Raw genomic sequence first — 21,378 nt, 5'->3', positions numbered from 1 at the left:
GATTGTAGTGTGCAGAGTCGACCAAACTGGATGTGCATACAGGCACCCAGGCCGAGGTTTGTCACGGTCACCCGCGTGATCTGCAAGCAAACGTTGAATTCGCTACATTTCTGGCATGAGTTCACAACCCAAAAATCTTTCGATGGCCCAGGTGCTGATCTGTGGAGCGGCCATCGTCACCCTGTCGATGGGCATCCGCCATGGCTTTGGCCTGTGGCTGCAACCCATCACCCAGGACCAGGGCTGGCCGCGCCAGACCTTTGCGCTGGCGATTGCCATCCAGAACCTGTCCTGGGGCTTGTGCGGGATCTTTGCCGGCATGGCCGCAGACCGTCTGGGCGCCTTCAAGGTGTTGCTGGGCGGCGCCCTGCTGTACGCACTGGGCCTGGCAGGCATGGCGCTGTCAACCAGCACCCTGACCTTTGCACTGACCACCGGCGTCTTGATTGGTGCGGCCCAGGCCGGCACCACCTATGCCGTGATTTATGGCGTTCTGGGTCGGCAGATATCGGCCGAAAAGCGGTCGTGGGCGATGGGCGTGGCCGCGGCTGCTGGTTCGTTCGGGCAGTTCCTGATGGTGCCCGTGGAAGGGCAGCTGATTGCCCAGCTGGGTTGGAAGGAGGCCTTGCTGGCCCTGAGCCTGCTGGTGTTGATGATCGTGCCACTGGCCTTCGGCCTGCGTGAGCCGGGCTTTCAGGGTGGCGCCCCCGCCAAGCGCCAGCAGACGGTGGTTCAGGCCCTGGCCGAAGCCTTCAAGTACCCCAGCTTCCAGCTGCTGATGGCGGGCTATTTCGTCTGTGGCTTCCAGGTGGTGTTCATCGGCGTGCACATGCCGAGCTATCTGAAGGACAAGGGCCTGTCGCCTCAGGTGGCCAGCTATGCACTGGCCCTGATCGGCCTGTTCAATGTGTTCGGCACCTACATTGCCGGCACCCTGGGCCAGCGCATGGCCAAGAAGAACATCCTGTCCTTCATCTATTTCGCGCGCGCCGTGGTGATCACCATTTTCCTGCTGGTGCCGCTGTCACCCGTCAGCGTGTATGTGTTTGCGGCCGTGATGGGCACCCTGTGGTTGTCCACCGTGCCGCCCACCAACGCCACGATTGCCCAGATCTTTGGCGTGCAGCACCTCTCCATGCTGGGGGGCTTTGTCTTCTTCAGCCACCAGATCGGGTCGTTCATGGGGGTCTGGCTGGGCGGCTACCTGTATGACCGTACCGGCAGCTACGACATCGTCTGGTACTTGGCCATCGCCTTGGGCGTGTTCGCCGGCCTGGTCAACCTGCCGGTGCGCGAAGCCCCCATCCACCGCCCGCACCGCCCGGCGGTGGCCTGAGCCTGCCGCCATGGAAGCCACTTCCCCCCACACTGCCACCAGAACCCCCTGGTTGACCCGGGCCGCCCATGCACTGGCCTGGGTGTTGATGGCCGCCGTGCTGGCAGCGGTGTTTGCCCTCTATGCTCAAAGTGATTTCTTATTGACACTCGCCAACCAGCTCTGGGCCTGTTTCTGAGTGCATCCGGTGGGTGCCGGGCCCGGACCGCTTCAATGATTCAGAGGGGAATGGGATGAAGACCATGGTTGTGACCGGTGCTTCCGATGGCATCGGGGCCGAAGTGGCAAGACAGCTGGCGCGCCAGCATGGCCGGGGCCTGGCCTTGGTGTTGGCCGCCCGCAGCGCGGCCAAGCTCAACGAGGTGGCCCTGCAGTGCGCCAGCCATGGTTGCGACACCCTGGTGGTCCGCACCGATGTGTCGGACGAAGAAGCCTGCCGGCACCTGATCGAAGCCACGGTGGCACGCTTTGGACGCCTGGATGTGTTGATCAACAACGCCGGCATGTCGGCCCACGCCTTGTTCGAGGATGTGGCCGACAACGATCTGCATTGGTATGAAGACCTGATGCGCATCAACCTCTGGGGCAGCGTGTGGTGCACACACGCTGCCCTGCCCCACCTGAAAGCCACCCAGGGCAGCATCGTGGCTGTGTCGTCGCTGGCCGGACTGATCGGCGTGCCTGGACGAACCGCCTACAGCGCCAGCAAATTCGCCATGACCGGTTTCTTTGAAGCCTTGCGGGCCGAACTCAGGCACAGCGGCGTGAGCGTCACCACCGCCTACCCCGGCGTGGTGGCCACCGACATCCGAGTCCGCGGCTACAACGCGCAGGGCAAGGCTGCCGGGCGCAGCGGCCTCAAGGAAGACAAGGCCATGTCGGTCGAGGAATGTGCCCGCCTGATCCTGCGTGGGCTGGCCCGCCGTGATCGCGAGGTCGTCATGAGCCTGCAGGGCAAGGTGGGGCGCTGGCTGCGCCTGCTGGCCCCAGGCCTGGTCGAAAAGATGGCCCTCAAGGCTTTGCACAACGACGTGCGACCGGGGCATTGAGCCATGGCGCCTTCACCCCATGCCCTGCTGCCGGCCTCTGCCTGGGTGCAACGCTGGAGCCACCTGGTGCCCCTCGGTGGCCGTGTGCTGGACGTGGCCTGCGGCCACGGGCGCCACGCGCACTGGTTTGCCGGGCGCGGCCATCCGGTCACCATGGTCGACCGCCATGCCGAGGCCATTGCCGCCCTCGAAGGCCTGGGCGAAGCCGTGTGCGCCGACATCGAAGCAGGGCCCTGGCCCTTTGCGGGTCGGGTGTTTGAAGCCGTGGTGGTGACCCACTACCTGTGGCGACCCTTGATGCCCACCCTGCTGGCCAGCCTGGCCCCGGGCGGGCTGTTGATTTACGAAACCTTTGCCCAGGGCAACGAGACCGTGGGCAGGCCTTCGCGGCCCGACTTTCTGCTGCAACACGGCGAACTGCTGCGCCATTGCGCCGGGCTGCGGGTGGTGGCCTACGAGGACGGATTCCTCCCCGAGCCGGCGCGCTTCGTGCAACGCATCACCGCCATTCGCGAGACCGGACAACCCGATGGGGGGCTGGTGCGTTATGCGCTGACCGACCTGCCCTGACCCCCGAGCGCGCCCGGGGGCCCGGCAGCCTAGTTAGAATGCTCTTTTACCGTTTGAGACTGCGGACATGACCTCCCCAACCGGCCCTATTACAGGCAGCATCGTCGCCCTGGTGACTCCGATGCACGAAGACGGCAGCGTGGACTACCCCACCCTGCGCAAATTGATTGACTGGCACATTGCCGAAGGCACCGATTGCATCGGTGTGGTGGGCACCACGGGTGAATCGCCGACGGTCAACGTCGAAGAGCACTGCGAGATCATTCGCGTGTCGGTCGAACAAGCCGCCAAGCGCGTGCCCATCATGGCCGGCTGCGGCGCCAACTCGACGGCCGAGGCCATCGAACTGGCCAGGTTCGCCAAGGGCGTGGGCGCCGACTGCCAGTTGCAGGTCGTGCCCTACTACAACAAGCCCACCCAGGAAGGCCAGTACCGCCACTTCAAGGCCATTGCCGAAGCCGTGGGCGACCTGCCCACCGTGCTCTACAACGTGCCCGGCCGCAGCGTGGCCGACATGGCCCACGACACGGTGCTGCGCCTGGCCCAGGTGCCTGGCATCGTCGGCATCAAGGAGGCCACAGGCAACATCGAACGCGCCCAGTGGCTGATCCGCGAAGTGCCCAAGGGCTTTGCCGTCTACTCGGGCGATGACCCGACCGCCGTGGCCCTGATGCTGTGTGGCGGCCAAGGCAACATCAGCGTGACCGCCAACGTGGCGCCCCGCCTGATGCATGAACTCTGCGTGGCCGCGATCGCTGGCGATGTGAAGCGCGCCATGGAGATCCAGTTCAAGCTGATGCCCGTGCACAAGCACCTGTTCGTCGAAGCCAACCCCATCCCCGTCAAATGGGCCATGAAGCGCATGGGCCTGTGCGGTGGCGCGATGCGCCTGCCCATGACCGAGCTGACACCGGCCAACGAGCCGGTGGTGGAAGCCGCCCTGCGCGCCGCCGGCCTGATCTGACCGCCGTCGAACGACACCCTATTCCTGCCTTGGAAGGACTTCCCGTGACCCCAACCACACGACTGGGCCCTTGCAGCCTGCTCAGCCTGCTCAGCCTGTCTGTCGCCCTCAGCGCCTGCTCGTCGCTGGAGAGTGACAAGATCAACTACAAAAGCGCCACCAAGGCGCCCACGCTGGAAGTCCCCCCTGACCTGACCCAGCTGAGCGGTGACACCCGCTACGCCCTGGGCGGCGGCAGCAGCGTATCGGCCACCGGGTTCCAGGCCGCCATGGGCAAGCAGCCTGTGTCGGCCATCCAGACCGCGGCCAGCAACCTGGGTGATGTGCGCGTGGAGCGCTCGGGCAACCAGCGCTGGCTGGTGGTCAAGCGCTCGGCCGACCAGCTCTGGACCCCGGTGCATGATTTCTGGGTGGAAAACGGCTTCAGCCTGGTGACCGAGGACTCCCGCCTGGGCATCATGGAAACCGACTGGGCCGAAAACCGCGCCAAGCTGCCCCAGGACTGGATCCGCAACACCCTCGGCAAAGTAATCGACTCGCTGTACGACACCGGCGAGCGTGACCGCTTCCGCACCCGCCTGGAGCGGGCCGCCGACGGCAGCACCGAGATCTACATCAGCCATCGCGGCATGGTGGAAACCTACACCACCAACAACAAAGACACCGCCCAGACCGCCTGGCAACCCCGGCCCGCCGACCCTGAGCTGGAAGCCGAATTCCTGCGCCGACTCATGGTCAAACTGGGTGGCGGCACGGCTGAACAAGCCCGCGCCCAGACCGCGGCCGCAGCGCCAGCCCCCATGGCTCGTGCCGCCCAGGTCAACAACCTGCCGGTGGTGCAGATGGACGAAGGCTTCGAGCGCGCCTGGCGCCGCGTCGGGTTGACCCTGGACCGCACCGGTTTCACGGTGGAAGACCGCGACCGCGCCAAGGGCCTGTACTTTGTGCGCTATGTCGCCCCCAACCCCGACAAGAAGGAACCCGGCTTCATCAGCAAGCTGTTCAGCAGTTCGGATGCCAACACCGCCCCGGTGAAGTACCAGATCGCCGTGCGCAGCGAAGGCAATGCCACCACCGTCTCGGTGCTGGATGCCAACGGCGCACCGGAAACCTCCGGCACGGCACAGCGCATCGTCAAGGTGCTGGTCGACGACCTGAAATAAGACCCGCCGGCCCTCAGGTCGGGACGACAGCAGGGCAGGTCCGATGACCTGCCCTTTCTTTTGTCTGCACCCGTGGTCCGCGCCCACTCACCGACTCCGAACCTCCTGTTTTTTCGATGCGATTCAAGAATCTGGCCAGCGGCAGCACAGGCAACGCCACGGTGGTCGAAGCTGGCGAAGGCAGCCACTGTCGCAGGCTGTTGGTGGACTGCGGGCTGGGCATCAGGCAGTTGGAAACCCGGCTGACTCAGGCAGGCCTGAGCAGCAGCGAACTGCATGGCATTTTCATCACCCACGAGCATTCGGACCACATCGGTTGCGCCCTCGGCCTGTCAGCGCGCCACCATTTGCCGGTCTGGATGAGCGAGGGCACCTGGCTGGCCCTGGGCCAGCCTGATCTCGGGGATTGCCTGCGGCTGGCGCGCGATCAGCAGGTGATCGATTTCGGCAGCATGAGCCTGCACCCCTTCACCGTGCCACACGATGCCCGCGAGCCCCTGCAGCTGCGTTGCGAAGACGGACAGTCGCGGCTCGGCTTGCTGACCGACCTGGGCCACATCACACCCCATGTGCTGGCCCAGCTGGCCCAATGCCAGGCCCTGTACCTGGAGGCCAACCACGATGCCGACATGCTGAGCCGATCGCGCTACCCGGCCTTTCTCAAGCGGCGCATCAGTGGCCCCTGGGGCCACCTGGAAAACCAGGCCAGCGCGCAGGCCCTGGCTCAACTCAAGCACCCTTCATTGCGCCACGTGGTGGCCGCCCACCTGAGCGAGCAGAACAACCAGGCCGCCCTGGTGCGGCACACGCTGGCCCAAGCCCTGGACTGGCCCGAAGACGCCATTGGCATCGCCAGCCCGACCCTGGGATCGGATTGGTACAGCCTTTGAGGCTCAACGGGACGCCACAAGGCAGCCCTCACCGAAGCCAGACGAAAAAAAGCCACCCGAAGGTGGCTTTTTGAGAAGCAAGGAGAGCTTACTTCTTGGCAGCAGCGTCTTCAGCGGCCTTCTTGGCAGCGTCAGCAGCGGCGTCGGCAGCCGGAGCGGCCGGGGCAGCAGCAGCCGGAGCGGCAGCAGCAGCGTCAGCAGCCGGGGCGGCCGGAGCAGCAGCAGGTGCTTCAGCCGGAGCGGGAGCAGCAGCGGGAGCCGGTGCCGGAGCAGGAGCCGGTTCTTCCTTCTTGCCACAAGCGGCGAGGGCGGCAGCAGCGATCAGGGTCGCCAAAACGAGCGATTTCTTCATTTCAAGTTTCCTTGTTGGACAGAGAGAATTCCGTTGCGTCAGACCATCCCTACGAACGGCTCTGACTGAGCGTGCGCTGCTTTAGCCGCGCTTTTTCACTCAACTTCAAATTATAGAAGGGAAACGTCAATCCCAACAAATACTGACAAGGGCAATTCAGTGGCCGGATGTATCCGTTACGTAAAGTTCAGGAACCATTCCTGAGCACCCATGAGTGCCGGCGTCACCCATCCTCAGATTCGAATCACTTCCAGCTTCACAATCCCAGGGTAGAGGCCGGAAACGCCGGTGATCCTCGGCGCCAGCATTCATCAAGCATCTCGCGCAGCGCCACCCGACGCTCGGGCGCCTGGCTGCAGACCCCGGTGCTGCGTTGCAGATCCAGGCGATGCAGGGCCCAGGCGGGTGTCCAGAAGGCACTGGGCCATTCGGTGACTGATCGACCTCGGCAGGCACGCGCCTCAATCAGGTGGTCCCAGGTCTGGCGCCAGTGCACAAAGCGGTGATGACGCCGCCGGAGCTCTTCATAAGAGGCGGCCAGCAGCAGCATCCGACGGCCACTGCGCGACCAGGCCGACAGCGACTCGATCACGCTGCGCTCCCCCAGCGGCCAGTCCTCAAAGCTTTCGTCGCACAGAAACAGTTCCCGCCAGCCCTCGCGGGCTGCGGCAGCCAGGGCCTGGCGAATGCGCTCAGCAAAGGCCTCACGCCCCTCGAAACGACCTTCGAAGGGCCACGTGGTGGAACCGGAGGCCTGATCGCCCGTCATGGGGTTCAGAGCTCGGTGGGCAGCGGGTGCAGCCAGCCGGCCTCGCACCATTCGATCAACAGGTCCCGGGCGCCAGCACTCAAGCGACCCACATCGCGTCCACCCAGCACGCGCAGGCTGGCCAGTTGGCGCATCAACGTGGCGTCGCGCCCGGCGGCGCGAAAGCCCTCGCCGTTGATGAAAATGTGGCGCTCGTCGTGCATCATGCGGGTACGGCGATCCAGCCGGACCCCGGCCGACACATCGACCTCGGTGCTGCTGGCCTCGAACCAGACCTGAGGCTTGGGGTCGGTGAGCGCTTCACCAATCACCCGGGCCAGGGCGTCAGGGTCGTTGAGCACGCTCTGCAGCGCATCGGCCGCGAATTCATGCAGGCCGCCCGGGATGGCCGCCGGGTCGGCCACCGCTGGCTGATGGGCGTCACGGTACAGGCCCTCGCCGGCCAGGTCGTCCGCGTCCTCGGCCAGGCGTTGCAAGACCTCGCGAGCCAGTTCACCCCGCTTGGGCGAGCGAAAGCCGATCGAGTAGGTCATGCACTCGCCTTCGGCAATGCCGTCATGGGCATAGCGCGGAGGCAGGTAGAGCATGTCGCCGGGCTCCAGTACGTACTCTTCCTCGGGCTCGAAATTCGCCAGCACCTTGAGCGGCGTGTCCTCACGCAGACTCAGGTCGGTCTGGCGCCCGATGCGCCAGCGGCGCTTGCCGTGGGCCTGCAGCAGAAACACATCGTAGCTGTCGAAGTGGGGCCCCACGCCGCCGCCGTTGCTGGCGTAGCTGATCATCAGATCGTCCAGCCGGGCGTCGGGCACAAAGCGAAACCCCTGCATCAGGTGGTGCACCGCTTCATCGTGCAGGTCGACGCCCTGCACCAGCAGGGTCCAATCGGGCTGGTTCAGTGCCGGCAGGCTGCGCCGGGCAAAGGGGCCAGAGCGCACGTCCCAGCCCGGGTGGGTCTGGCGCACCAGGCGCGACTCCACTTCCTCGCGCGACGCCAGCTCGAACAGCTCGGCGCGGTCCAGCAAAGGCTGGAAGCCCGGCACCGCCTGGCGCACCAGCAAGGGCTTTCGTTGCCAGTGGCGCTTCATGAATTGCTGCGGGCTGAGGCCGCCCAGCAGCGTGAGAGGTTGGGTGATGTCCATGAGAAAAAAGACTCCGGTCGGGCCGGATGGTTGCTCCAAGTGGCGCGATTTTCCTACGGAACCGACATCGCGGTCCGTGACGCGCCGCAAGGAAGGGCGATTGCCGCGTCAGTGGACAGCAAAGGCGTAGCCGCTGCCCAGGCGCTTGGCCTGGTACATGGCCCGGTCGGCCGCCAGCATCAGCTCCTTCAGAGCCCGCCCGTCACCAGGCGGCAGGGCCACCCCCACACTGGCCCCCACTTGCACATGGGCCTCGCCCAGCACCATGGGCCGCGAGACGGCCTGCACCAGGCGCCGCGCCAAGGCCTCCAGTTGAGCCAGGTCCAACACCTGGGCCAGCAGCAGAACAAACTCGTCGCCGCCAAGCCGGGCCACCACATCCGACTCACGCACAGCGGTGCGCAGGCGCGCGGCCACCTCGACCAACACCTGGTCGCCGACCTCATGACCCAGGGTGTCGTTGATGGGCTTGAAACGATCCAGATCGATCATCAGCACCGCCTGCTGCCCCGGCCGATCCAGCAGGCCAGCGGCGGCCTGCTCCAGACCGTGGCGGTTGGCCAGGCCAGTCAGGGGGTCGGTGGCGGCCACCAGGGCCATCTGTTCGGCGTGGATGCGCAACTCGGCCCGCTGCAGTTGCAGCTCACGCACCCGGGCACTCAGGGCAAGGGCAAACACCACCGTCTCGGCGCAGACCCCCATTTGCATGCCATTGGCCAACCAGAATGGCAAATTGAACCAGCCCCGGCTGATGGCCACCGTCAGCAGCACCGAGGCAAACAGCGTCAGACGGCCGGCCAGGTACCAGAAGGCTGGCTGAAAGCCACGCCGCCATCGCACAAAGGCCAGGCCCGTGAGCAGGACCACCCCCACCACAGCCGAGGCCTCAAGGAGGTTCTGCGCGGTCTCCATCCAGCCCGCCACGCCACTGGCCAGGATGGCCACGGCACATGCCACCAGCCCTGATTTGAGTGCCACCCACCCCGTCCGGCGGGCCGGCGCGCCCTCCTCCAGGAAAGCGGCCCCGAACAAAGCACTGAAACCCACCCAAAGGGCCGGCGCCAACACATAGCTGCGCTCGATCCACCAAGGTGAATCGGGCCAGAAGTAGTGGGCCGTGTGGCCGTTGTAGGTGGCCAGGGTCAGAAAGGCGGCCACACCGGTCAGCACGTAGTAAACCGTGCTGCGGTCACGCCAGCCTCGAACCAGGGCCAGGTTGTAGAGCACCAGCGCCAGCAAAACGCCATAGCAAAGGCCATCGAACAGCAGCTTCTGCGGTCGGGTGGCCAGGTAGCTGGCCGTGTCCCAGATCCGCAGATTCAAGGTCTTGGCGGTGTTGGTCTGCACCCGAAGGTAGACGGTGTAGACCCCGGGTGCCGGCAGCCTGAGGCGCTGCGCATACCGTTCGCTGGCCAGCGGCCGGGTGCCGTAGGGCAGACTCAGGCCCGTGTAGACCGGTTCATCCAGGGCCTCGCCGGCCTGATTGAAAGGCCCATGGAAGGCCAAGGCATGCATGGCCGTGCTGGGAAACAGCAGCAGCCAGTCACCCTGAGCCTCTTTCTGCTGCACCTGCAAGCGCAGCCAGAGCACCTGATGATCGCCGGGAGTGCGCAGCACCTGAGCGGGTTGAGCGAAATCCTGAGAAGCCTGCACCGCCGGCAGATCAGCCTGGCCGGTCGGATCGATCAGCACCTGCACCTGCCCCGTCAGGGATTGCCCGTCTGCCAAGTTCTGCAGCAACAGGGGTGCCGCCTGGGTTTGCCAGGGGGCGGTGATCAGACACAGCATGGCCAACGCCCACCGGCCGCGCTGGGCCAGCAAGACACCTAGCCCAGACAGAAAAGAAAAAACCTTGAACATGCACAAATCGGTGGATAGGTGGACAACCTAGCGATAAAAGGCCACGGCTAAGGCATGAAAAGCACGTTGCACCCAGCACCCACCATGGTAGCCCCGACTCATGGCAGGTGCGAGAAAACCCGGCGCCGGGCCTGCTGTGCCTGCCGCAGGCGGGCCCGTCGCATACACTCGGGCCCTCGACGCCGGTCACGCCCCTGCCCTGCAGCACCTGCAGGGCCCCGGCGCCCCCGGCCCCGGGCCGCCCGCAACGAGCCCGCCCGCCCCCCAATCACTGCATCTATCAAGGCAGACGCCATGGAAATCACTGAACAATGCGTGGTCGCACTGACCTGGACCCTCACTGACACCCTGAATGAAGAACTCGACGTGCTCGACGAGCCGGTTGACTTTCTGGTGGGTGGCGACGACCTGCTGAAGAAGATTGAAGAGGTGCTGCAAGGCCATGAGCCCGGCGCCAGCGTCAAGCTGCAGATCGAACCCGAAGAAGGCTTTGGCGAGTACAACGAGAACCTGATCTTCCTGGAGCCGCGCACCCTGTTCCCGAAAGAGCTGGAAGAAGGCATGACCTTCGACGGCACGGCCCTGCCCACAGGCTGCAACCCGGACGCCCCCCGTGATGCGCTCTACACCGTGACCGAGATCTACCCCGAACATGTGGTGCTGGATGGCAACCACCCCTTGGCCGGCATCGCGATCCGCCTGCACCTGAAGGTGCACGCCGTGCGCGAAGCCACCGAAGAGGAGATCGGCAGCGGCACGGCGGGCACCGGCTTCTTCCGGGTACAGCCCCTGGCCCCCGGCAATCAGCAGTTGCACTGACCTGAGCGATCAAAAACAAAGCCCGTGTGCCTGCCAGGGCCACGGGCTTTGTCATGCCTGCCAGGCAGGCCGGATCAGCCCTTGCCGGTCGAACCGTAGCCGCCCTCGCCGCGCTGGGTGGGCGGGAACTCGGTCACCACGTTGAAGCTGGCCTGCAGCACCGGCACGATCACCAGTTGCGCGATGCGCTCCATGGGCTCGATGGTGAAGGCCACGTCGCTGCGGTTCCAGGCGCTGACCATCAACTGGCCCTGGTAGTCGCTGTCGATCAAGCCCACCAGGTTGCCCAGCACGATGCCGTGCTTGTGCCCCAGGCCCGAACGCGGCAGGATCATGGCGGCATAACCGGGGTCTTTGAGCCAGATGGCGATGCCCGTGGGCACCAGTTGCCAGGCGTTGGGTGCCAGGGTGAGCGGCTCGGCCAGGCAGGCACGCAGGTCCAGGCCGGCACTGCCCGGGGTGGCGTAAGCAGGAAGTTGGTCCGCCATGCGCGGATCGATGATCTTGACGTCGATGTTCATTGGGTAAATTCAACAGGCATCAGCAGGCCTTGCGGCGGGAAATCTCGGCCACCAACTGGCGCGCCAGCGCCAGCTTGGAAGCCCGGGGCAGCTCCTGGACGCCTTGCGCATCCACCAGCAACAGCTGATTGTCGTCTTGCCCGAAAGCCGTGGGCCCGATGTTGCCCACCAGCAGCGGCACGCCCTTGCGCGCACGCTTGGCCTGGGCATGGGCCACCAGGTCGTGACTCTCGGCCGCAAAACCGACACAGTAAAGTGCCCCGCTGCGGGCACGATCGCCCTGGGCGACGGTGTGCAGGATGTCGGGGTTTTCGACAAAGCTCAGTTGGGGCGTCTGGCCCGAACCGTCTTTCTTGATCTTCTGGTCGCTGGCGCTGGCCGGCCGCCAATCGGCCACGGCGGCCGTGGCAATGAACACATCGGCCTGCTCGCTGGCCGGCACGGTGGCGGCCAGCATGTCGCATGCCGACACCACGTTGAGGCGGCGCACCCCGCGCGGGGTGGGCAGGTGAACCGGGCCGGCAATCAGCGTGACCTCAGCCCCCGCCTCGCGGGCGGCTCGGGCAATGGCAAAGCCCATCTTGCCCGAGGAGTGGTTGGTGATGCCGCGCACCGGGTCGATGGACTCAAACGTGGGGCCCGCGGTGACCAGCACCCGCTGGCCGCGCAGCGTCTTGGGCTGGAAGAAGGCAATCACCTCTTCGGTGATCTCCAACGCTTCAAGCATGCGACCGTCGCCGGTTTCGCCGCAGGCCTGGTCGCCCCGCGCCACCCCCAGCAGAACGGCGCCATCCGCCTGCAACTGGCCCAGATTGCGCTGGGTGGCAGGGTGAGCCCACATCTCGCGGTTCATGGCGGGGGCCACCAGCAGCGGCACGCGCTCGATGGGGCGGGCCAGGCACAGCAGGCTCAGCAACTCGTCGGCACGTCCCTGCACCAGGCGCGCCATGAAGTCGGCACTGCACGGGGCCAGCACGATGGCATCCGCCTCGCGGCTGAGGTTGATGTGGGGCATGTTGTTGGCCTCGCGGCCATCCCACTGGGAGGTGTAGACCGGCCGGCCCGACAGGGCCTGCATCGTGACGGGGGTGATGAACTGGCAGGCGGCCTCGGTCATCACCACTTGCACCGTGGCGCCCTGGCGGATCAGTTCGCGGCACAGTTCGGCCGATTTGAAACAGGCCACCCCGCCGGTGAGGCCGAGCACAATGTGTTTTCCCTGGAGGTCCATGGTGACAAGGGCCCGGCTGAGCGGGCCCGGTTGGCAAAGAATGCGGCAATGTAGCAGACCCGCAACGCCCTTCGGGTCACGCGGGTGGCCATGAAAAAAGGCCACCCGAAGGTGGTCACGAAAAAAAGGCCACCCGAAGGTGGCCTGGGCCGTCAGAGCGGGTGTCTGCCGCTTACTTGGCCGTGGGCATCACGAACTCGGCGCCCTTGCCGATGCTTTCGGGCCAGCGCTGCATCACGCTCTTTTGCTTGGTGTAGAAGCGCACACCCTCTTCGCCATAGGCGTGCATGTCGCCGAACAGGCTCTTCTTCCAGCCGCCAAAACCATGCCAGGCCATGGGCACCGGGATCGGCACGTTGATGCCGACCATGCCCACCTGGATGCGGCGGCTGAACTCGCGCGCCACGTTGCCGTCGCGGGTGAAGCAGCTCACGCCGTTGCCAAATTCGTGGTCGTTGATCAGCTTCACGGCTTCGGCAAAGTCCTTGGTCCGCACACACGACAGCACCGGGCCGAAGATTTCTTCCTTGTAGATCTTCATCTCGGGGGTGACATGGTCAAACAGGGTGCCGCCCAGCCAGAAGCCCTTGTCGCAGCCGGGGCCAGCGCTCTTGCCGTCGAAGTTGCGGCCGTCCAGCAGCAACTGGGCCCCCTCCTTCACGCCGGCATCGATGTAGCCGCTGATGCGGGCATGGGCCGCGCCCGTGACGATGGGGCCCATTTCGGCGTCCAGGTTCATGCCGTCGAGCACCTTGAGGCTCTTGGCGCGCTCCAGCAGCTTGGGGATGACCTTGTCGGCCACGTCACCCACCAGCACGGCCACCGAGATCGCCATGCAGCGCTCGCCCGCCGAGCCATAGCCGGCGCCGATCAGGGCGTCGACCACCTGGTCGATGTCGGCGTCAGGCATCACCACCATGTGGTTCTTGGCGCCGCCCAGGGCCTGCACGCGCTTGCCGTGGTGGGCACCGGTTTCGTAGATGTAGTTGGCAATCGGGGTGGAGCCGACAAAGGAGACCGCCTTGACATCAGGGTGCTCCAGCAGCGCATCCACGGCTTCCTTGTCGCCCTGCACCACGTTGAACACGCCGTCCGGCAGGCCGGCCTGCTTGAGCAGATCGGCCATGAACAGGCTGGCGCTGGGGTCGGTCGGGCTGGGCTTGAGCACGAAGGTGTTGCCGGCGGCAATGGCCACCGGGAACATCCACATCGGCACCATCACCGGGAAGTTGAAGGGGGTGATGCCGGCCACCACGCCCAGAGGCTGGCGCATCGTCCAGTTGTCAATGCCGGTGGACACCTGCTCGGTGTAGTCACCCTTCAGCAACTGAGGAATGCCACAGGCGAACTCGATGATGTCGATGCCACGGCTGACCTCGCCCTGGGCGTCGGTGAACACCTTGCCGTGCTCCAGCGTGATCATGCGGGCCAGGGTGTCCTTGTGCTGGTTGACCAACTCAAGGAACTTGAACATCACGCGACCACGGCGGATCGGCGGCATGTCGGACCAGGCCGGGAAGGCGGCCTGGGCGGCAGCCACGGCGGCATTCACGTCGGCGGTGCTGCCCAGCAGCACCTGGCGGGCCACTTCACCGGTGGCGGGGTTGTAGACCGGCTGGCGGCGGGTGCTGACGCCTGCCGTGGCGGCGCCACCGATGTAATGACCGACGTCGGCGGAAGAAAGGGTCTGGCTCATGGTGCCTCGCTGTTGAAAGAATGAATGCAGGACTGCAGTCTAGGCAGCGCCCCCGCCCCTGCCTAGCACTCGCCGCTGAACTCATTGTTCAAATTGATGAACAATACGAACATGGACGACCAAATAATCCACACCCTCTGGGGCCATCTGCATTGGCTGGGGGTGCTGGCCCAGCAAGGCAGCTACACCGCCGCCGCCACCCGACTGGGGGTGAGCAAGGCCGCCATGAGCCAGCGCATCTCGGAGCTTGAAAAGCTGGCCGGCGTGCCCCTGGTGCAGCGCACCACCCGCAGCGTGCGCCTGACCGAGGCCGGCCAGCGCCTGGTCGACGATACCCGTGCACCCTTCGATGCCATTGCCCACAGCTTTGCCAGCGTGCGCGACCTGGCCGGCACCCCGCGCGGCCTGCTGCGCCTGACCGCACCGGTGGCGCTGGCGCGCCAGCAACTGGTGCCCCGCCTGGCGACCTTCTTGCAGCAGTACCCTGAAGTGCGCCTGGAGCTGGACATGTCGGACCGCATGGCCTCACTGGCCATGGAGGGGCTGGATCTGGCGATCCGCCACAGCGACCAGGTGCCGGAAACCCATGTGGCCTGGAACCTGTGCCCGACCCGCTCGGTGCTGGTGGCCAGCCCCGCCTACCTGGCCCGGCGCGGCACGCCGGGCCACCCCGAAGACCTGCGCCAGCACGATTGCCTGCATTACCCGCGCCGTGGCGGCACCCCCACCTGGACCTTCGAGCCCCCGGCCACCGAAGCCCCCTCCGCCCCGCCCGGCCAGCCAGGGGAGCGGGTCACGGTCCCGGTGGCCGGCCCCCTGGCCGCCAACAACAGCGAGGCCCTGCGCGATGCCGCCCTGGCTGGCATCGGCATCGCCCTGCTGCCCGACTTCAGTGCCCAGGCCGGTCTGCGCGACGGGCAACTGGTTCAGGTGCTGGCCCACTGGGCCAATGCCGGTCCATTTGCCCGGCAGCTGTATGCGATACGCCCCTATTCGGCCCATGTGCCACGAGCGGTCAGCGCACTGGTGCAGCACCTGCGACAATCTCTGGCTGGCGGGTTTGCGCTGCAGGCCCCATCCAAGTCACCCCTGCTGCATGAAGGTGTCGCACCGGCGGCACCTTTATAATCTCCGTTTACCACCTCCCGGGACAACTGCTCCCGACCCCCCGACATGACCAAATTTGTCTTCGTCACCGGCGGTGTGGTGTCTTCCCTGGGCAAGGGAATCGCCTCAGCCTCCCTCGCCGCGATCCTCGAATCGCGAGGCCTCAAAGTCACTCTCATCAAGCTCGATCCGTACATCAACGTCGATCCGGGCACGATGTCGCCGTTCCAGCACGGCGAGGTGTTCGTGACCGATGACGGCGCAGAGACCGACCTCGACCTGGGCCACTACGAGCGTTTCATCGAAACGCGCATGAACAAGACCAACAATTTCACCACCGGCCGGATCTACCAGTCGGTGCTGGAAAAAGAACGCCGCGGTGACTACCTGGGCAAGACCGTTCAGGTGATCCCGCACATCACCAATGAGATCCAGGAATACGTCAAGCGCGGCGCCGGCATCGGCACCCCGGATGAGGTGGACGTGGCCATCGTCGAGATCGGCGGCACCGTCGGCGACATCGAATCGCTGCCCTTCCTGGAAGCCGCACGCCAGATGAGCCTGCGCATGGGCCCGAACAACGCGGCCTTCGTGCACCTGACCTACGTGCCCTGGATCGCTGCGGCCGGCGAACTCAAGACCAAGCCCACCCAGCACACCGTGCAGAAGCTGCGCGAAATCGGCATCCAGGCCGATGCGCTGCTGTGCCGTGCCGACCGCCGCATCCCGGAAGACGAACGCGCCAAGATCTCGCTGTTCACCAACGTGCCCGAATGGGGCGTGATCTCCATGTGGGACGTGAACACCATCTACAAAGTGCCCCGCATGCTGCACGAGCAGGGCCTGGACGGCCTGATCTGCGACAAGCTGCGCCTGAACACGCCGCCGACCAAGCTCAAGCGCTGGGACGATCTGGTGTTCGAGACCGAGAACCCCAAGGGCGAGGTCAAGATCGCCATGGTGGGCAAGTACGTCGACCTGTCCGACAGCTACAAATCACTCAACGAAGCGCTGCGCCATGCCGGCATGAAGAACCATGTCGCGGTCAAGATCGACTACGTCGACTCTGAAACCATCACCCCGCAGGACGTGAAGCGCCTGGGCCAATACGACGCCATCCTGGTGCCGGGCGGCTTTGGCAAGCGCGGCGTCGAAGGCAAGATCTGTGCGGCCCAGTACGCTCGCGAGCACAAGCTGCCTTACCTGGGCATCTGCCTGGGCATGCAGGTGGCCACCATTGAATACGCACGCCACGTGGCCGGCCTGACCGATGCCAACAGCACCGAATTCGAACCCGACTCGCCCCACCCCGTGATCGCCCTGATCACCGAGTGGAAAGACGCCGACGGCACCATCAAGAAGCGCGACGAGAACTCCGACCTGGGCGGCACCATGCGCCTGGGCGCCCAGAGCTCCGACGTGACCCCCGGCACCCTGGCCCACAAGATCTACGGCGACGTGGTGACCGAACGCCATCGCCACCGCTACGAAGCCAACGTGAACTACCTGGACCAGCTGCGCGAAGCGGGCCTGGTGATCTCGGCCCTGACGCAGCGTGAGCACCTGACCGAAATCGTCGAGCTGCCGCAAAGCGTGCACCCGTGGTTCATGGGCGTGCAGTTCCACCCTGAGTTCAAATCCACCCCCTGGGACGGCCACCCGCTGTTCAACGCCTTCATCAAGGCGGCACTGGACCACAAGACTGCGGCCTGAAAGGCCTGGGAAACACCATGAAACTCTGCGGCTTCGACATCGGTCTTGACCAACGCTTCTTCCTGATCGCCGGGCCCTGTGTGGTCGAGTCCGAGCAATTGCAGATGGACACCGCCGGCACGCTGAAGGAAATCACCTCGGCACTCGGCATCCCGTTCATCTTCAAGAGCAGCTACGACAAGGCCAACCGATCCTCGGGCACCACTTTCCGGGGGCCGGGCATGGAGCGCGGCCTGGAGATCCTGGCCAAGGTCAAGAAAGAGCTGAACGTGCCCATCCTCACCGATGTGCACAGCGAGGCCGAGATCCCGGCCGTGGCCGCCGTGGTCGATGTGCTGCAGACACCGGCCTTCCTGTGCCGGCAAACCGATTTCATTCGCGCCGTGGCCCAGTCCGGCAAGCCGGTGAACATCAAGAAGGGGCAGTTCCTCGCGCCCCACGACATGAAGAACGTCATCGACAAGGCCCGTGCCGCCGCCCGCGACGCCGGCCTGCCCGAGGACAGCTTCATGGCCTGCGAACGCGGCGCCAGCTTCGGCTACAACAACCTCGTCAGCGACATGCGCAGCCTGGCCATCATGCGTGAAACCGGCGCCCCGGTGGTGTTCGATGCCACCCACAGCGTTCAGCTGCCCGGTGGCCAGGGCACCAGCTCAGGCGGCCAGCGTGAAATGGTGCCAGTGCTGGCCCGTGCTGCCGTGGCGGTGGGTGTGGCCGGCCTGTTCATGGAAACCCATCCCAACCCCAGCGAAGCCCTGAGCGACGGCCCGAATGCCGTGCCGCTCAAGCGCATGAAGGCCTTGCTGGAGACCTTGCTCGCGTTGGATTTGGTCACCAAAAAGACACCCTTCCTGGAGAGCGATTTCCAGTGAGTGCGTACATCATTGCGAACGTCACGGTCACCAACCCTGCGCAGTACGACGAGTACCGCCAATGGTCCACCGCCGCCATCCAGGCCCACCAGGCCGAGGTGTGTGTGCGCGGAGGCCAGGTCGAGGTGTTGGAAGGTGACTGGGCGCCAGAACGCCTGGTCGTCCTGAAGTTTGCAAGTGTGGCCGCCGCCCGGGTCTTTTATGATTCGCCCGAATACGGGCAAGCCCGTGCGGCCCGTGAGGGCGCGGCCATCATGCGCATGATCGTGGTTGAAGGGGTCTGAGCGCCCCGACTGCAAACCGTTTTTGTTTTGTTTTGAAAGAAGACAACATGAGTGCAATCGTAGACATCGTCGGCCGTGAAGTCCTGGACAGCCGCGGCAACCCCACCGTCGAATGCGACGTTCTGCTCGAATCGGGCGTGATGGGCCGCGCCGCCGTGCCCTCGGGCGCCTCCACCGGCAGCCGTGAAGCCATCGAACTGCGTGACGGCGACAAGTCGCGCTACCTGGGCAAGGGCGTGCTCAAGGCCGTCGAACACATCAACACCGAGATCTCCGAGGCCGTGCTGGGCCTGGACGCCTCCGAGCAGGCTTTCCTGGACAAGACCCTGATCGATCTGGATGGCACCGACAACAAGAGCCGCCTGGGCGCCAATGCCATGCTGGCCGTGTCCATGGCCGTGGCCCGCGCTGCGGCCGAAGAATCGGGCCTGCCCCTGTACCGCTACTTTGGCGGCATGGGTGGCATGCAACTGCCGGTGCCGATGATGAACGTCATCAACGGTGGCGCGCACGCCAACAACAACCTCGACCTGCAAGAGCTGATGATCATCCCGGTGGGCGCCCCCACCTTCCGTGAAGCCGTGCGTTACGGCGCCGAAGTGTTCCACGCCCTCAAGAAGATCATCCACGACAAGGGCATGAGCACCGCCGTGGGCGACGAAGGCGGCTTTGCCCCCAGCGTGGCCAGCCATGAGGCCGCCATCCAGCTGATCCTGGAAGCCATCGACAAGGCCGGATTCGTGGCCGGCGAGCAGATCGCCCTGGGCCTGGACTGCGCTGCCAGCGAGTTCTACAAGGATGGCAAGTACCACCTCGAAGGCGAAGGTTTGGTGCTGTCGGCCGAAGAATGGACCAACATCCTGGCCACCTGGTGCGACAAGTACCCCATCATCAGCATCGAAGACGGCATGGCCGAAGGCGACTGGGACGGTTGGAAGCACCTGACCGAACGCCTGGGCCAGAAGGTTCAGATCGTGGGTGACGACCTGTTCGTGACCAACACCAAGATCCTGAAAGAAGGCATCGACAAGGGCATCGCCAACTCGATCCTGATCAAGATCAACCAGATCGGCACCCTGACCGAAACCTTCCAGGCCATCGAAATGGCCAAGGTCGCCGGCTACACCGCCGTGATCTCGCACCGCTCGGGCGAAACCGAAGACTCCACCATTGCTGACATCGCCGTGGGCACCAACGCCGGCCAGATCAAGACCGGTTCGATGAGCCGCAGCGACCGCATGGCCAAGTACAACCAGCTGCTTCGCATCGAAGAAGACCTGGGCGACGTGGCCGTCTACCCGGGCCGTGCTGCGTTCTACAACCTGCGCTGAGCCGCCACGGCGCTGATGGGCTGAGACCGCCATGGGCCTTCGACTGCTTCCGCTGATCCTGCTGGCCATGCTGGGCCTGCTGCATGCCCAGCTCTGGCTGGGTCGCGGCAGCATTCCCAACGTCGCCAGCCTGCAGCAGAAAATCGACGAGCAGCAGGCCCGCAACGCGGCGGCGCAGCGCATCAACGACCAGCTCGCCTCCGAGGTCAACGACCTCAAGGAAGGGCTGGCCATGGTCGAAGAACGTGCCCGCATCGAGCTGGGCATGGTCAGGCCCAACGAGATCTTCGTCCAGATCACCAAATAAGCGCCCGGCCTGATGGCTGCGGCGCCTCCTCTTCATGGATGCCCTGTTCACCACCGCGTTTGAACTCTGGGGCGCCCCCACCAGCTGGCTTGAGGTCGTGGCATTTGCCCTCGCCCTGGCCATGGTGGCCTGCAACATCCGCGAAATTCATTGGGGCTGGCCGCTGGCGATACTGAGCTCGGCCCTCTACCTGCTGCTGTTCTGGCGCAACCGCCTGTATGGCGATGCCTTGCTGCAGGCTTTTTTTGTGGCGCTGGCGCTGTGGGGCTGGTCGCAATGGCTGCAAGGCCGCCAAACCCCAGACGGCACACCGCGCCAGGCGCTGCGCATCAGCTCCATGGGCACGCGCGGACGCCTGGGCGTGGTGGTGGCCTGTGTGGCCCTGTGGCCGCTGACCGGGTGGTTCCTGCAGCGCTACACCGACTCCGACGTGCCTTGGTGGGATGCCTTCCCGACCGCCGCCAGCCTGGTGGGGCAAGTGCTGCTGGGGCTCAAGCTGACCGAAAACTGGTTGGTGTGGCTGATCGTCAACCTGGTCTGCATCGGCCTGTTTGCCTACAAGGGCCTGTGGCTGACCACCGTGCTGTACGCCTTGTTCAGCGCCCTGAGCGTGGTGGGCTGGCGGGCCTGGCGGCAACAGCAAGGGCAGCAACACCAGACCGTGGTTCAAGCCCATGGCTGAAACCGGGCTGCGCGTGGCCCTGCTGGGTGCAGAAAGCACCGGCAAGACGGCCCTGAGCCTGGCCCTGGGCCAGGCCCTGAACGACTGTGGCATCGCCTGCACCGTGGTGCCGGAATACCTGCGCGAATGGTGTGAGCACGAGGCCCGCACCCCCCGTCCCGACGAACAAGCCGCCATTGCCCGGGAACAAGCCCGGCGCATCGTGGAGGCCGCCCGCCACACTGCGCTGGTGCTGGCCGACACCACCCCCCTGATGACCGCGGTGTACAGCGACCTGTTGTTCCAGGACATCCGCCTGTACGCCGACGCGGCGCGCCATCAGCAGGGCTATGCACTCACCCTGCTGACCGGCCTGGACCTGCCCTGGGTGGCCGATGGCCTGCAGCGGGACGGCCCTCAGGTGCGTGAACCGGTGGATGCCCGGCTGCGCCTGGCTCTGAGCAGCCACAGCCTGCCCTACCAGGTGGTGTACGGCACGGGGGAGCGCCGCCTGCAGAACGCGCTGCTGACACTGACCCGATTGCCCAGCCTGCCCCAGCGCAACCGCCTGCTCGAACGCATCGCCAGCCTGCGCGACGAAAACGTGCTGAACCGCCCCTGGCGCTGCGAGCATTGCAGCGACGGTGCCTGTGAGCACAAGCTCTTTTCGGGCTTGCTGGCACGCGGGTCCTGAAACAAAAACGCCCCATCAAGGGGCATTTTGGCAGCCTGAGGCACCCATCT

Annotated in this window: 23 protein-coding genes; 16 read left to right on the top strand and 7 right to left on the bottom strand. The window is 65.4% G+C overall.

Annotated elements, in window-relative coordinates; translation table 11 throughout:
• Positions 1–115 precede the first annotated feature (115 nt).
• From AC3WUT_RS19205 to AC3WUT_RS19175, 7 genes are all read left to right on the top strand, one after another.
• Positions 116–1,336 carry an MFS transporter gene (locus tag AC3WUT_RS19205; RefSeq protein ID WP_492348690.1) on the top strand — a complete coding sequence of 407 codons (1,221 nt, stop codon included), beginning with the start codon at positions 116–118 and terminating at the stop codon, positions 1,334–1,336.
• A 10-nt stretch (positions 1,337–1,346) separates the two neighbouring features.
• Positions 1,347–1,514: a hypothetical protein gene (locus AC3WUT_RS19200; protein WP_492348689.1), complete on the top strand. Its 168-nt coding sequence runs from the start codon at positions 1,347–1,349 to the stop codon at positions 1,512–1,514.
• A 55-nt stretch (positions 1,515–1,569) separates the two neighbouring features.
• Entirely contained in the window at positions 1,570–2,385 is an 816-nt protein-coding gene (locus AC3WUT_RS19195; RefSeq protein WP_492348688.1) for an SDR family oxidoreductase, read from the top strand.
• Positions 2,386–2,388: 3 nt separating this feature from the next.
• Entirely contained in the window at positions 2,389–2,955 is a 567-nt protein-coding gene (locus tag AC3WUT_RS19190) for a class I SAM-dependent methyltransferase (protein WP_492348687.1), read from the top strand.
• A gap of 67 nt (positions 2,956–3,022) precedes the next feature.
• Positions 3,023–3,919, top strand: a complete 897-nt coding sequence (gene dapA / locus AC3WUT_RS19185) for a 4-hydroxy-tetrahydrodipicolinate synthase (RefSeq protein ID WP_492348686.1) — start codon at positions 3,023–3,025, stop codon at positions 3,917–3,919.
• Between the two features lie 44 nt (positions 3,920–3,963).
• Positions 3,964–5,082: an NlpB/DapX family lipoprotein gene (gene bamC / locus AC3WUT_RS19180; protein ID WP_492348685.1), complete on the top strand. Its 1,119-nt coding sequence runs from the start codon at positions 3,964–3,966 to the stop codon at positions 5,080–5,082.
• Between the two features lie 116 nt (positions 5,083–5,198).
• Complete coding sequence (locus tag AC3WUT_RS19175; RefSeq protein WP_492348684.1) at positions 5,199–5,972, top strand: MBL fold metallo-hydrolase; 774 nt, start codon at positions 5,199–5,201, stop codon at positions 5,970–5,972.
• Between the two features lie 88 nt (positions 5,973–6,060).
• Here AC3WUT_RS19175 and AC3WUT_RS19170 read toward each other — a convergent pair whose 3' ends face one another.
• The 4 genes from AC3WUT_RS19170 to AC3WUT_RS19155 form a co-directional block, all read right to left on the bottom strand.
• Positions 6,061–6,324 carry a hypothetical protein gene (locus tag AC3WUT_RS19170; protein WP_492348683.1) on the bottom strand — a complete coding sequence of 88 codons (264 nt, stop codon included), beginning with the start codon at positions 6,322–6,324 and terminating at the stop codon, positions 6,061–6,063.
• A 256-nt stretch (positions 6,325–6,580) separates the two neighbouring features.
• Complete coding sequence (locus tag AC3WUT_RS19165; RefSeq protein ID WP_492348682.1) at positions 6,581–7,093, bottom strand: hypothetical protein; 513 nt, start codon at positions 7,091–7,093, stop codon at positions 6,581–6,583.
• 5 nt (positions 7,094–7,098) lie between these two features.
• Positions 7,099–8,232, bottom strand: a complete 1,134-nt coding sequence (locus AC3WUT_RS19160; protein ID WP_492348681.1) for a JmjC domain-containing protein — start codon at positions 8,230–8,232, stop codon at positions 7,099–7,101.
• Positions 8,233–8,340: 108 nt separating this feature from the next.
• Entirely contained in the window at positions 8,341–10,020 is a 1,680-nt protein-coding gene (locus AC3WUT_RS19155) for a diguanylate cyclase domain-containing protein (RefSeq protein ID WP_492348680.1), read from the bottom strand.
• A 366-nt stretch (positions 10,021–10,386) separates the two neighbouring features.
• Between AC3WUT_RS19155 and AC3WUT_RS19150 the strand changes: the two genes are divergently transcribed.
• On the top strand, positions 10,387–10,911 hold the full coding sequence (locus AC3WUT_RS19150) for an FKBP-type peptidyl-prolyl cis-trans isomerase (RefSeq protein WP_492348679.1): 525 nt from the start codon (positions 10,387–10,389) through the stop codon (positions 10,909–10,911).
• Between the two features lie 74 nt (positions 10,912–10,985).
• Here the strand turns inward: AC3WUT_RS19150 and dut are convergent, their stop codons facing one another.
• The 3 genes from dut to AC3WUT_RS19135 all read right to left on the bottom strand — a co-directional run bounded on the left by dut (position 10,986) and on the right by AC3WUT_RS19135 (position 14,359).
• Entirely contained in the window at positions 10,986–11,432 is a 447-nt protein-coding gene (gene dut, locus AC3WUT_RS19145; RefSeq protein ID WP_492348678.1) for a dUTP diphosphatase, read from the bottom strand.
• A gap of 19 nt (positions 11,433–11,451) precedes the next feature.
• Positions 11,452–12,663, bottom strand: a complete 1,212-nt coding sequence (coaBC, locus tag AC3WUT_RS19140; protein ID WP_492348677.1) for a bifunctional phosphopantothenoylcysteine decarboxylase/phosphopantothenate--cysteine ligase CoaBC — start codon at positions 12,661–12,663, stop codon at positions 11,452–11,454.
• A 172-nt stretch (positions 12,664–12,835) separates the two neighbouring features.
• Positions 12,836–14,359 carry a CoA-acylating methylmalonate-semialdehyde dehydrogenase gene (locus AC3WUT_RS19135; RefSeq protein ID WP_492348676.1) on the bottom strand — a complete coding sequence of 508 codons (1,524 nt, stop codon included), beginning with the start codon at positions 14,357–14,359 and terminating at the stop codon, positions 12,836–12,838.
• A gap of 111 nt (positions 14,360–14,470) precedes the next feature.
• Here AC3WUT_RS19135 and AC3WUT_RS19130 point away from each other — a divergent pair, with 111 nt between their 5' ends.
• Genes AC3WUT_RS19130 through AC3WUT_RS19095 form a run of 8 tightly spaced genes read left to right on the top strand, consistent with a single transcriptional unit; the run spans position 14,471 to position 21,328 of the window.
• Positions 14,471–15,487 carry a LysR family transcriptional regulator gene (locus tag AC3WUT_RS19130; protein WP_492348675.1) on the top strand — a complete coding sequence of 339 codons (1,017 nt, stop codon included), beginning with the start codon at positions 14,471–14,473 and terminating at the stop codon, positions 15,485–15,487.
• A gap of 45 nt (positions 15,488–15,532) precedes the next feature.
• Positions 15,533–17,179 (top strand): CTP synthase, encoded by a 1,647-nt coding sequence (pyrG, locus tag AC3WUT_RS19125; protein ID WP_492348674.1) that lies wholly within the window; start codon positions 15,533–15,535, stop codon positions 17,177–17,179.
• Positions 17,180–17,196: 17 nt separating this feature from the next.
• Positions 17,197–18,051 (top strand): 3-deoxy-8-phosphooctulonate synthase, encoded by an 855-nt coding sequence (kdsA, locus tag AC3WUT_RS19120; protein WP_492348673.1) that lies wholly within the window; start codon positions 17,197–17,199, stop codon positions 18,049–18,051.
• Positions 18,048–18,335, top strand: a complete 288-nt coding sequence (locus AC3WUT_RS19115; protein ID WP_492348672.1) for a DUF1330 domain-containing protein — start codon at positions 18,048–18,050, stop codon at positions 18,333–18,335. Before kdsA ends, AC3WUT_RS19115 begins: the two co-directional genes overlap by 4 nt.
• A 47-nt stretch (positions 18,336–18,382) precedes the next feature.
• Positions 18,383–19,666, top strand: a complete 1,284-nt coding sequence (eno, locus tag AC3WUT_RS19110) for a phosphopyruvate hydratase (protein WP_492348671.1) — start codon at positions 18,383–18,385, stop codon at positions 19,664–19,666.
• A gap of 31 nt (positions 19,667–19,697) precedes the next feature.
• Positions 19,698–19,973: a cell division protein FtsB gene (gene ftsB / locus AC3WUT_RS19105; RefSeq protein ID WP_492348670.1), complete on the top strand. Its 276-nt coding sequence runs from the start codon at positions 19,698–19,700 to the stop codon at positions 19,971–19,973.
• 34 nt (positions 19,974–20,007) lie between these two features.
• Positions 20,008–20,655 carry a nicotinamide riboside transporter PnuC gene (gene pnuC, locus AC3WUT_RS19100; RefSeq protein ID WP_492348669.1) on the top strand — a complete coding sequence of 216 codons (648 nt, stop codon included), beginning with the start codon at positions 20,008–20,010 and terminating at the stop codon, positions 20,653–20,655.
• On the top strand, positions 20,648–21,328 hold the full coding sequence (locus tag AC3WUT_RS19095; RefSeq protein WP_492348668.1) for an AAA family ATPase: 681 nt from the start codon (positions 20,648–20,650) through the stop codon (positions 21,326–21,328). Before pnuC ends, AC3WUT_RS19095 begins: the two co-directional genes overlap by 8 nt.
• The last annotated feature ends 50 nt before the right edge of the window (positions 21,329–21,378 follow it).

The sequence above is a fragment of the Curvibacter sp. EU05-FHT14A10 genome (genome assembly GCF_058791075.1).
Note: the sequence above shows the minus strand (reverse complement) of the source record. Positions and strands in the feature narration are given on the sequence as shown.

What these genes read in the sequence shown, in the direction of transcription:
- AC3WUT_RS19205 (WP_492348690.1), top strand. Translation starts at nt 116, where the DNA reads ATGAGTTCACAACCCAAAAATCTTTCGATGGCCCAGGTGCTGATCTGT.
- AC3WUT_RS19200 (WP_492348689.1), top strand. Translation starts at nt 1,347, where the DNA reads ATGGAAGCCACTTCCCCCCACACTGCCACCAGAACCCCCTGGTTGACC.
- AC3WUT_RS19195 (WP_492348688.1), top strand. Translation starts at nt 1,570, where the DNA reads ATGAAGACCATGGTTGTGACCGGTGCTTCCGATGGCATCGGGGCCGAA.
- AC3WUT_RS19190 (WP_492348687.1), top strand. Translation starts at nt 2,389, where the DNA reads ATGGCGCCTTCACCCCATGCCCTGCTGCCGGCCTCTGCCTGGGTGCAA.
- dapA (WP_492348686.1), top strand. Translation starts at nt 3,023, where the DNA reads ATGACCTCCCCAACCGGCCCTATTACAGGCAGCATCGTCGCCCTGGTG.
- AC3WUT_RS19175 (WP_492348684.1), top strand. Translation starts at nt 5,199, where the DNA reads ATGCGATTCAAGAATCTGGCCAGCGGCAGCACAGGCAACGCCACGGTG.
- AC3WUT_RS19170 (WP_492348683.1), bottom strand. Translation starts at nt 6,324, where the DNA reads ATGAAGAAATCGCTCGTTTTGGCGACCCTGATCGCTGCTGCCGCCCTC.
- AC3WUT_RS19165 (WP_492348682.1), bottom strand. Translation starts at nt 7,093, where the DNA reads ATGACGGGCGATCAGGCCTCCGGTTCCACCACGTGGCCCTTCGAAGGT.
- AC3WUT_RS19160 (WP_492348681.1), bottom strand. Translation starts at nt 8,232, where the DNA reads ATGGACATCACCCAACCTCTCACGCTGCTGGGCGGCCTCAGCCCGCAG.
- AC3WUT_RS19155 (WP_492348680.1), bottom strand. Translation starts at nt 10,020, where the DNA reads ATGCTGTGTCTGATCACCGCCCCCTGGCAAACCCAGGCGGCACCCCTG.
- AC3WUT_RS19150 (WP_492348679.1), top strand. Translation starts at nt 10,387, where the DNA reads ATGGAAATCACTGAACAATGCGTGGTCGCACTGACCTGGACCCTCACT.
- dut (WP_492348678.1), bottom strand. Translation starts at nt 11,432, where the DNA reads ATGAACATCGACGTCAAGATCATCGATCCGCGCATGGCGGACCAACTT.
- coaBC (WP_492348677.1), bottom strand. Translation starts at nt 12,663, where the DNA reads ATGGACCTCCAGGGAAAACACATTGTGCTCGGCCTCACCGGCGGGGTG.
- AC3WUT_RS19135 (WP_492348676.1), bottom strand. Translation starts at nt 14,359, where the DNA reads ATGAGCCAGACCCTTTCTTCCGCCGACGTCGGTCATTACATCGGTGGC.
- AC3WUT_RS19130 (WP_492348675.1), top strand. Translation starts at nt 14,471, where the DNA reads ATGGACGACCAAATAATCCACACCCTCTGGGGCCATCTGCATTGGCTG.
- pyrG (WP_492348674.1), top strand. Translation starts at nt 15,533, where the DNA reads ATGACCAAATTTGTCTTCGTCACCGGCGGTGTGGTGTCTTCCCTGGGC.
- kdsA (WP_492348673.1), top strand. Translation starts at nt 17,197, where the DNA reads ATGAAACTCTGCGGCTTCGACATCGGTCTTGACCAACGCTTCTTCCTG.
- eno (WP_492348671.1), top strand. Translation starts at nt 18,383, where the DNA reads ATGAGTGCAATCGTAGACATCGTCGGCCGTGAAGTCCTGGACAGCCGC.
- ftsB (WP_492348670.1), top strand. Translation starts at nt 19,698, where the DNA reads ATGGGCCTTCGACTGCTTCCGCTGATCCTGCTGGCCATGCTGGGCCTG.
- pnuC (WP_492348669.1), top strand. Translation starts at nt 20,008, where the DNA reads ATGGATGCCCTGTTCACCACCGCGTTTGAACTCTGGGGCGCCCCCACC.
- AC3WUT_RS19095 (WP_492348668.1), top strand. Translation starts at nt 20,648, where the DNA reads ATGGCTGAAACCGGGCTGCGCGTGGCCCTGCTGGGTGCAGAAAGCACC.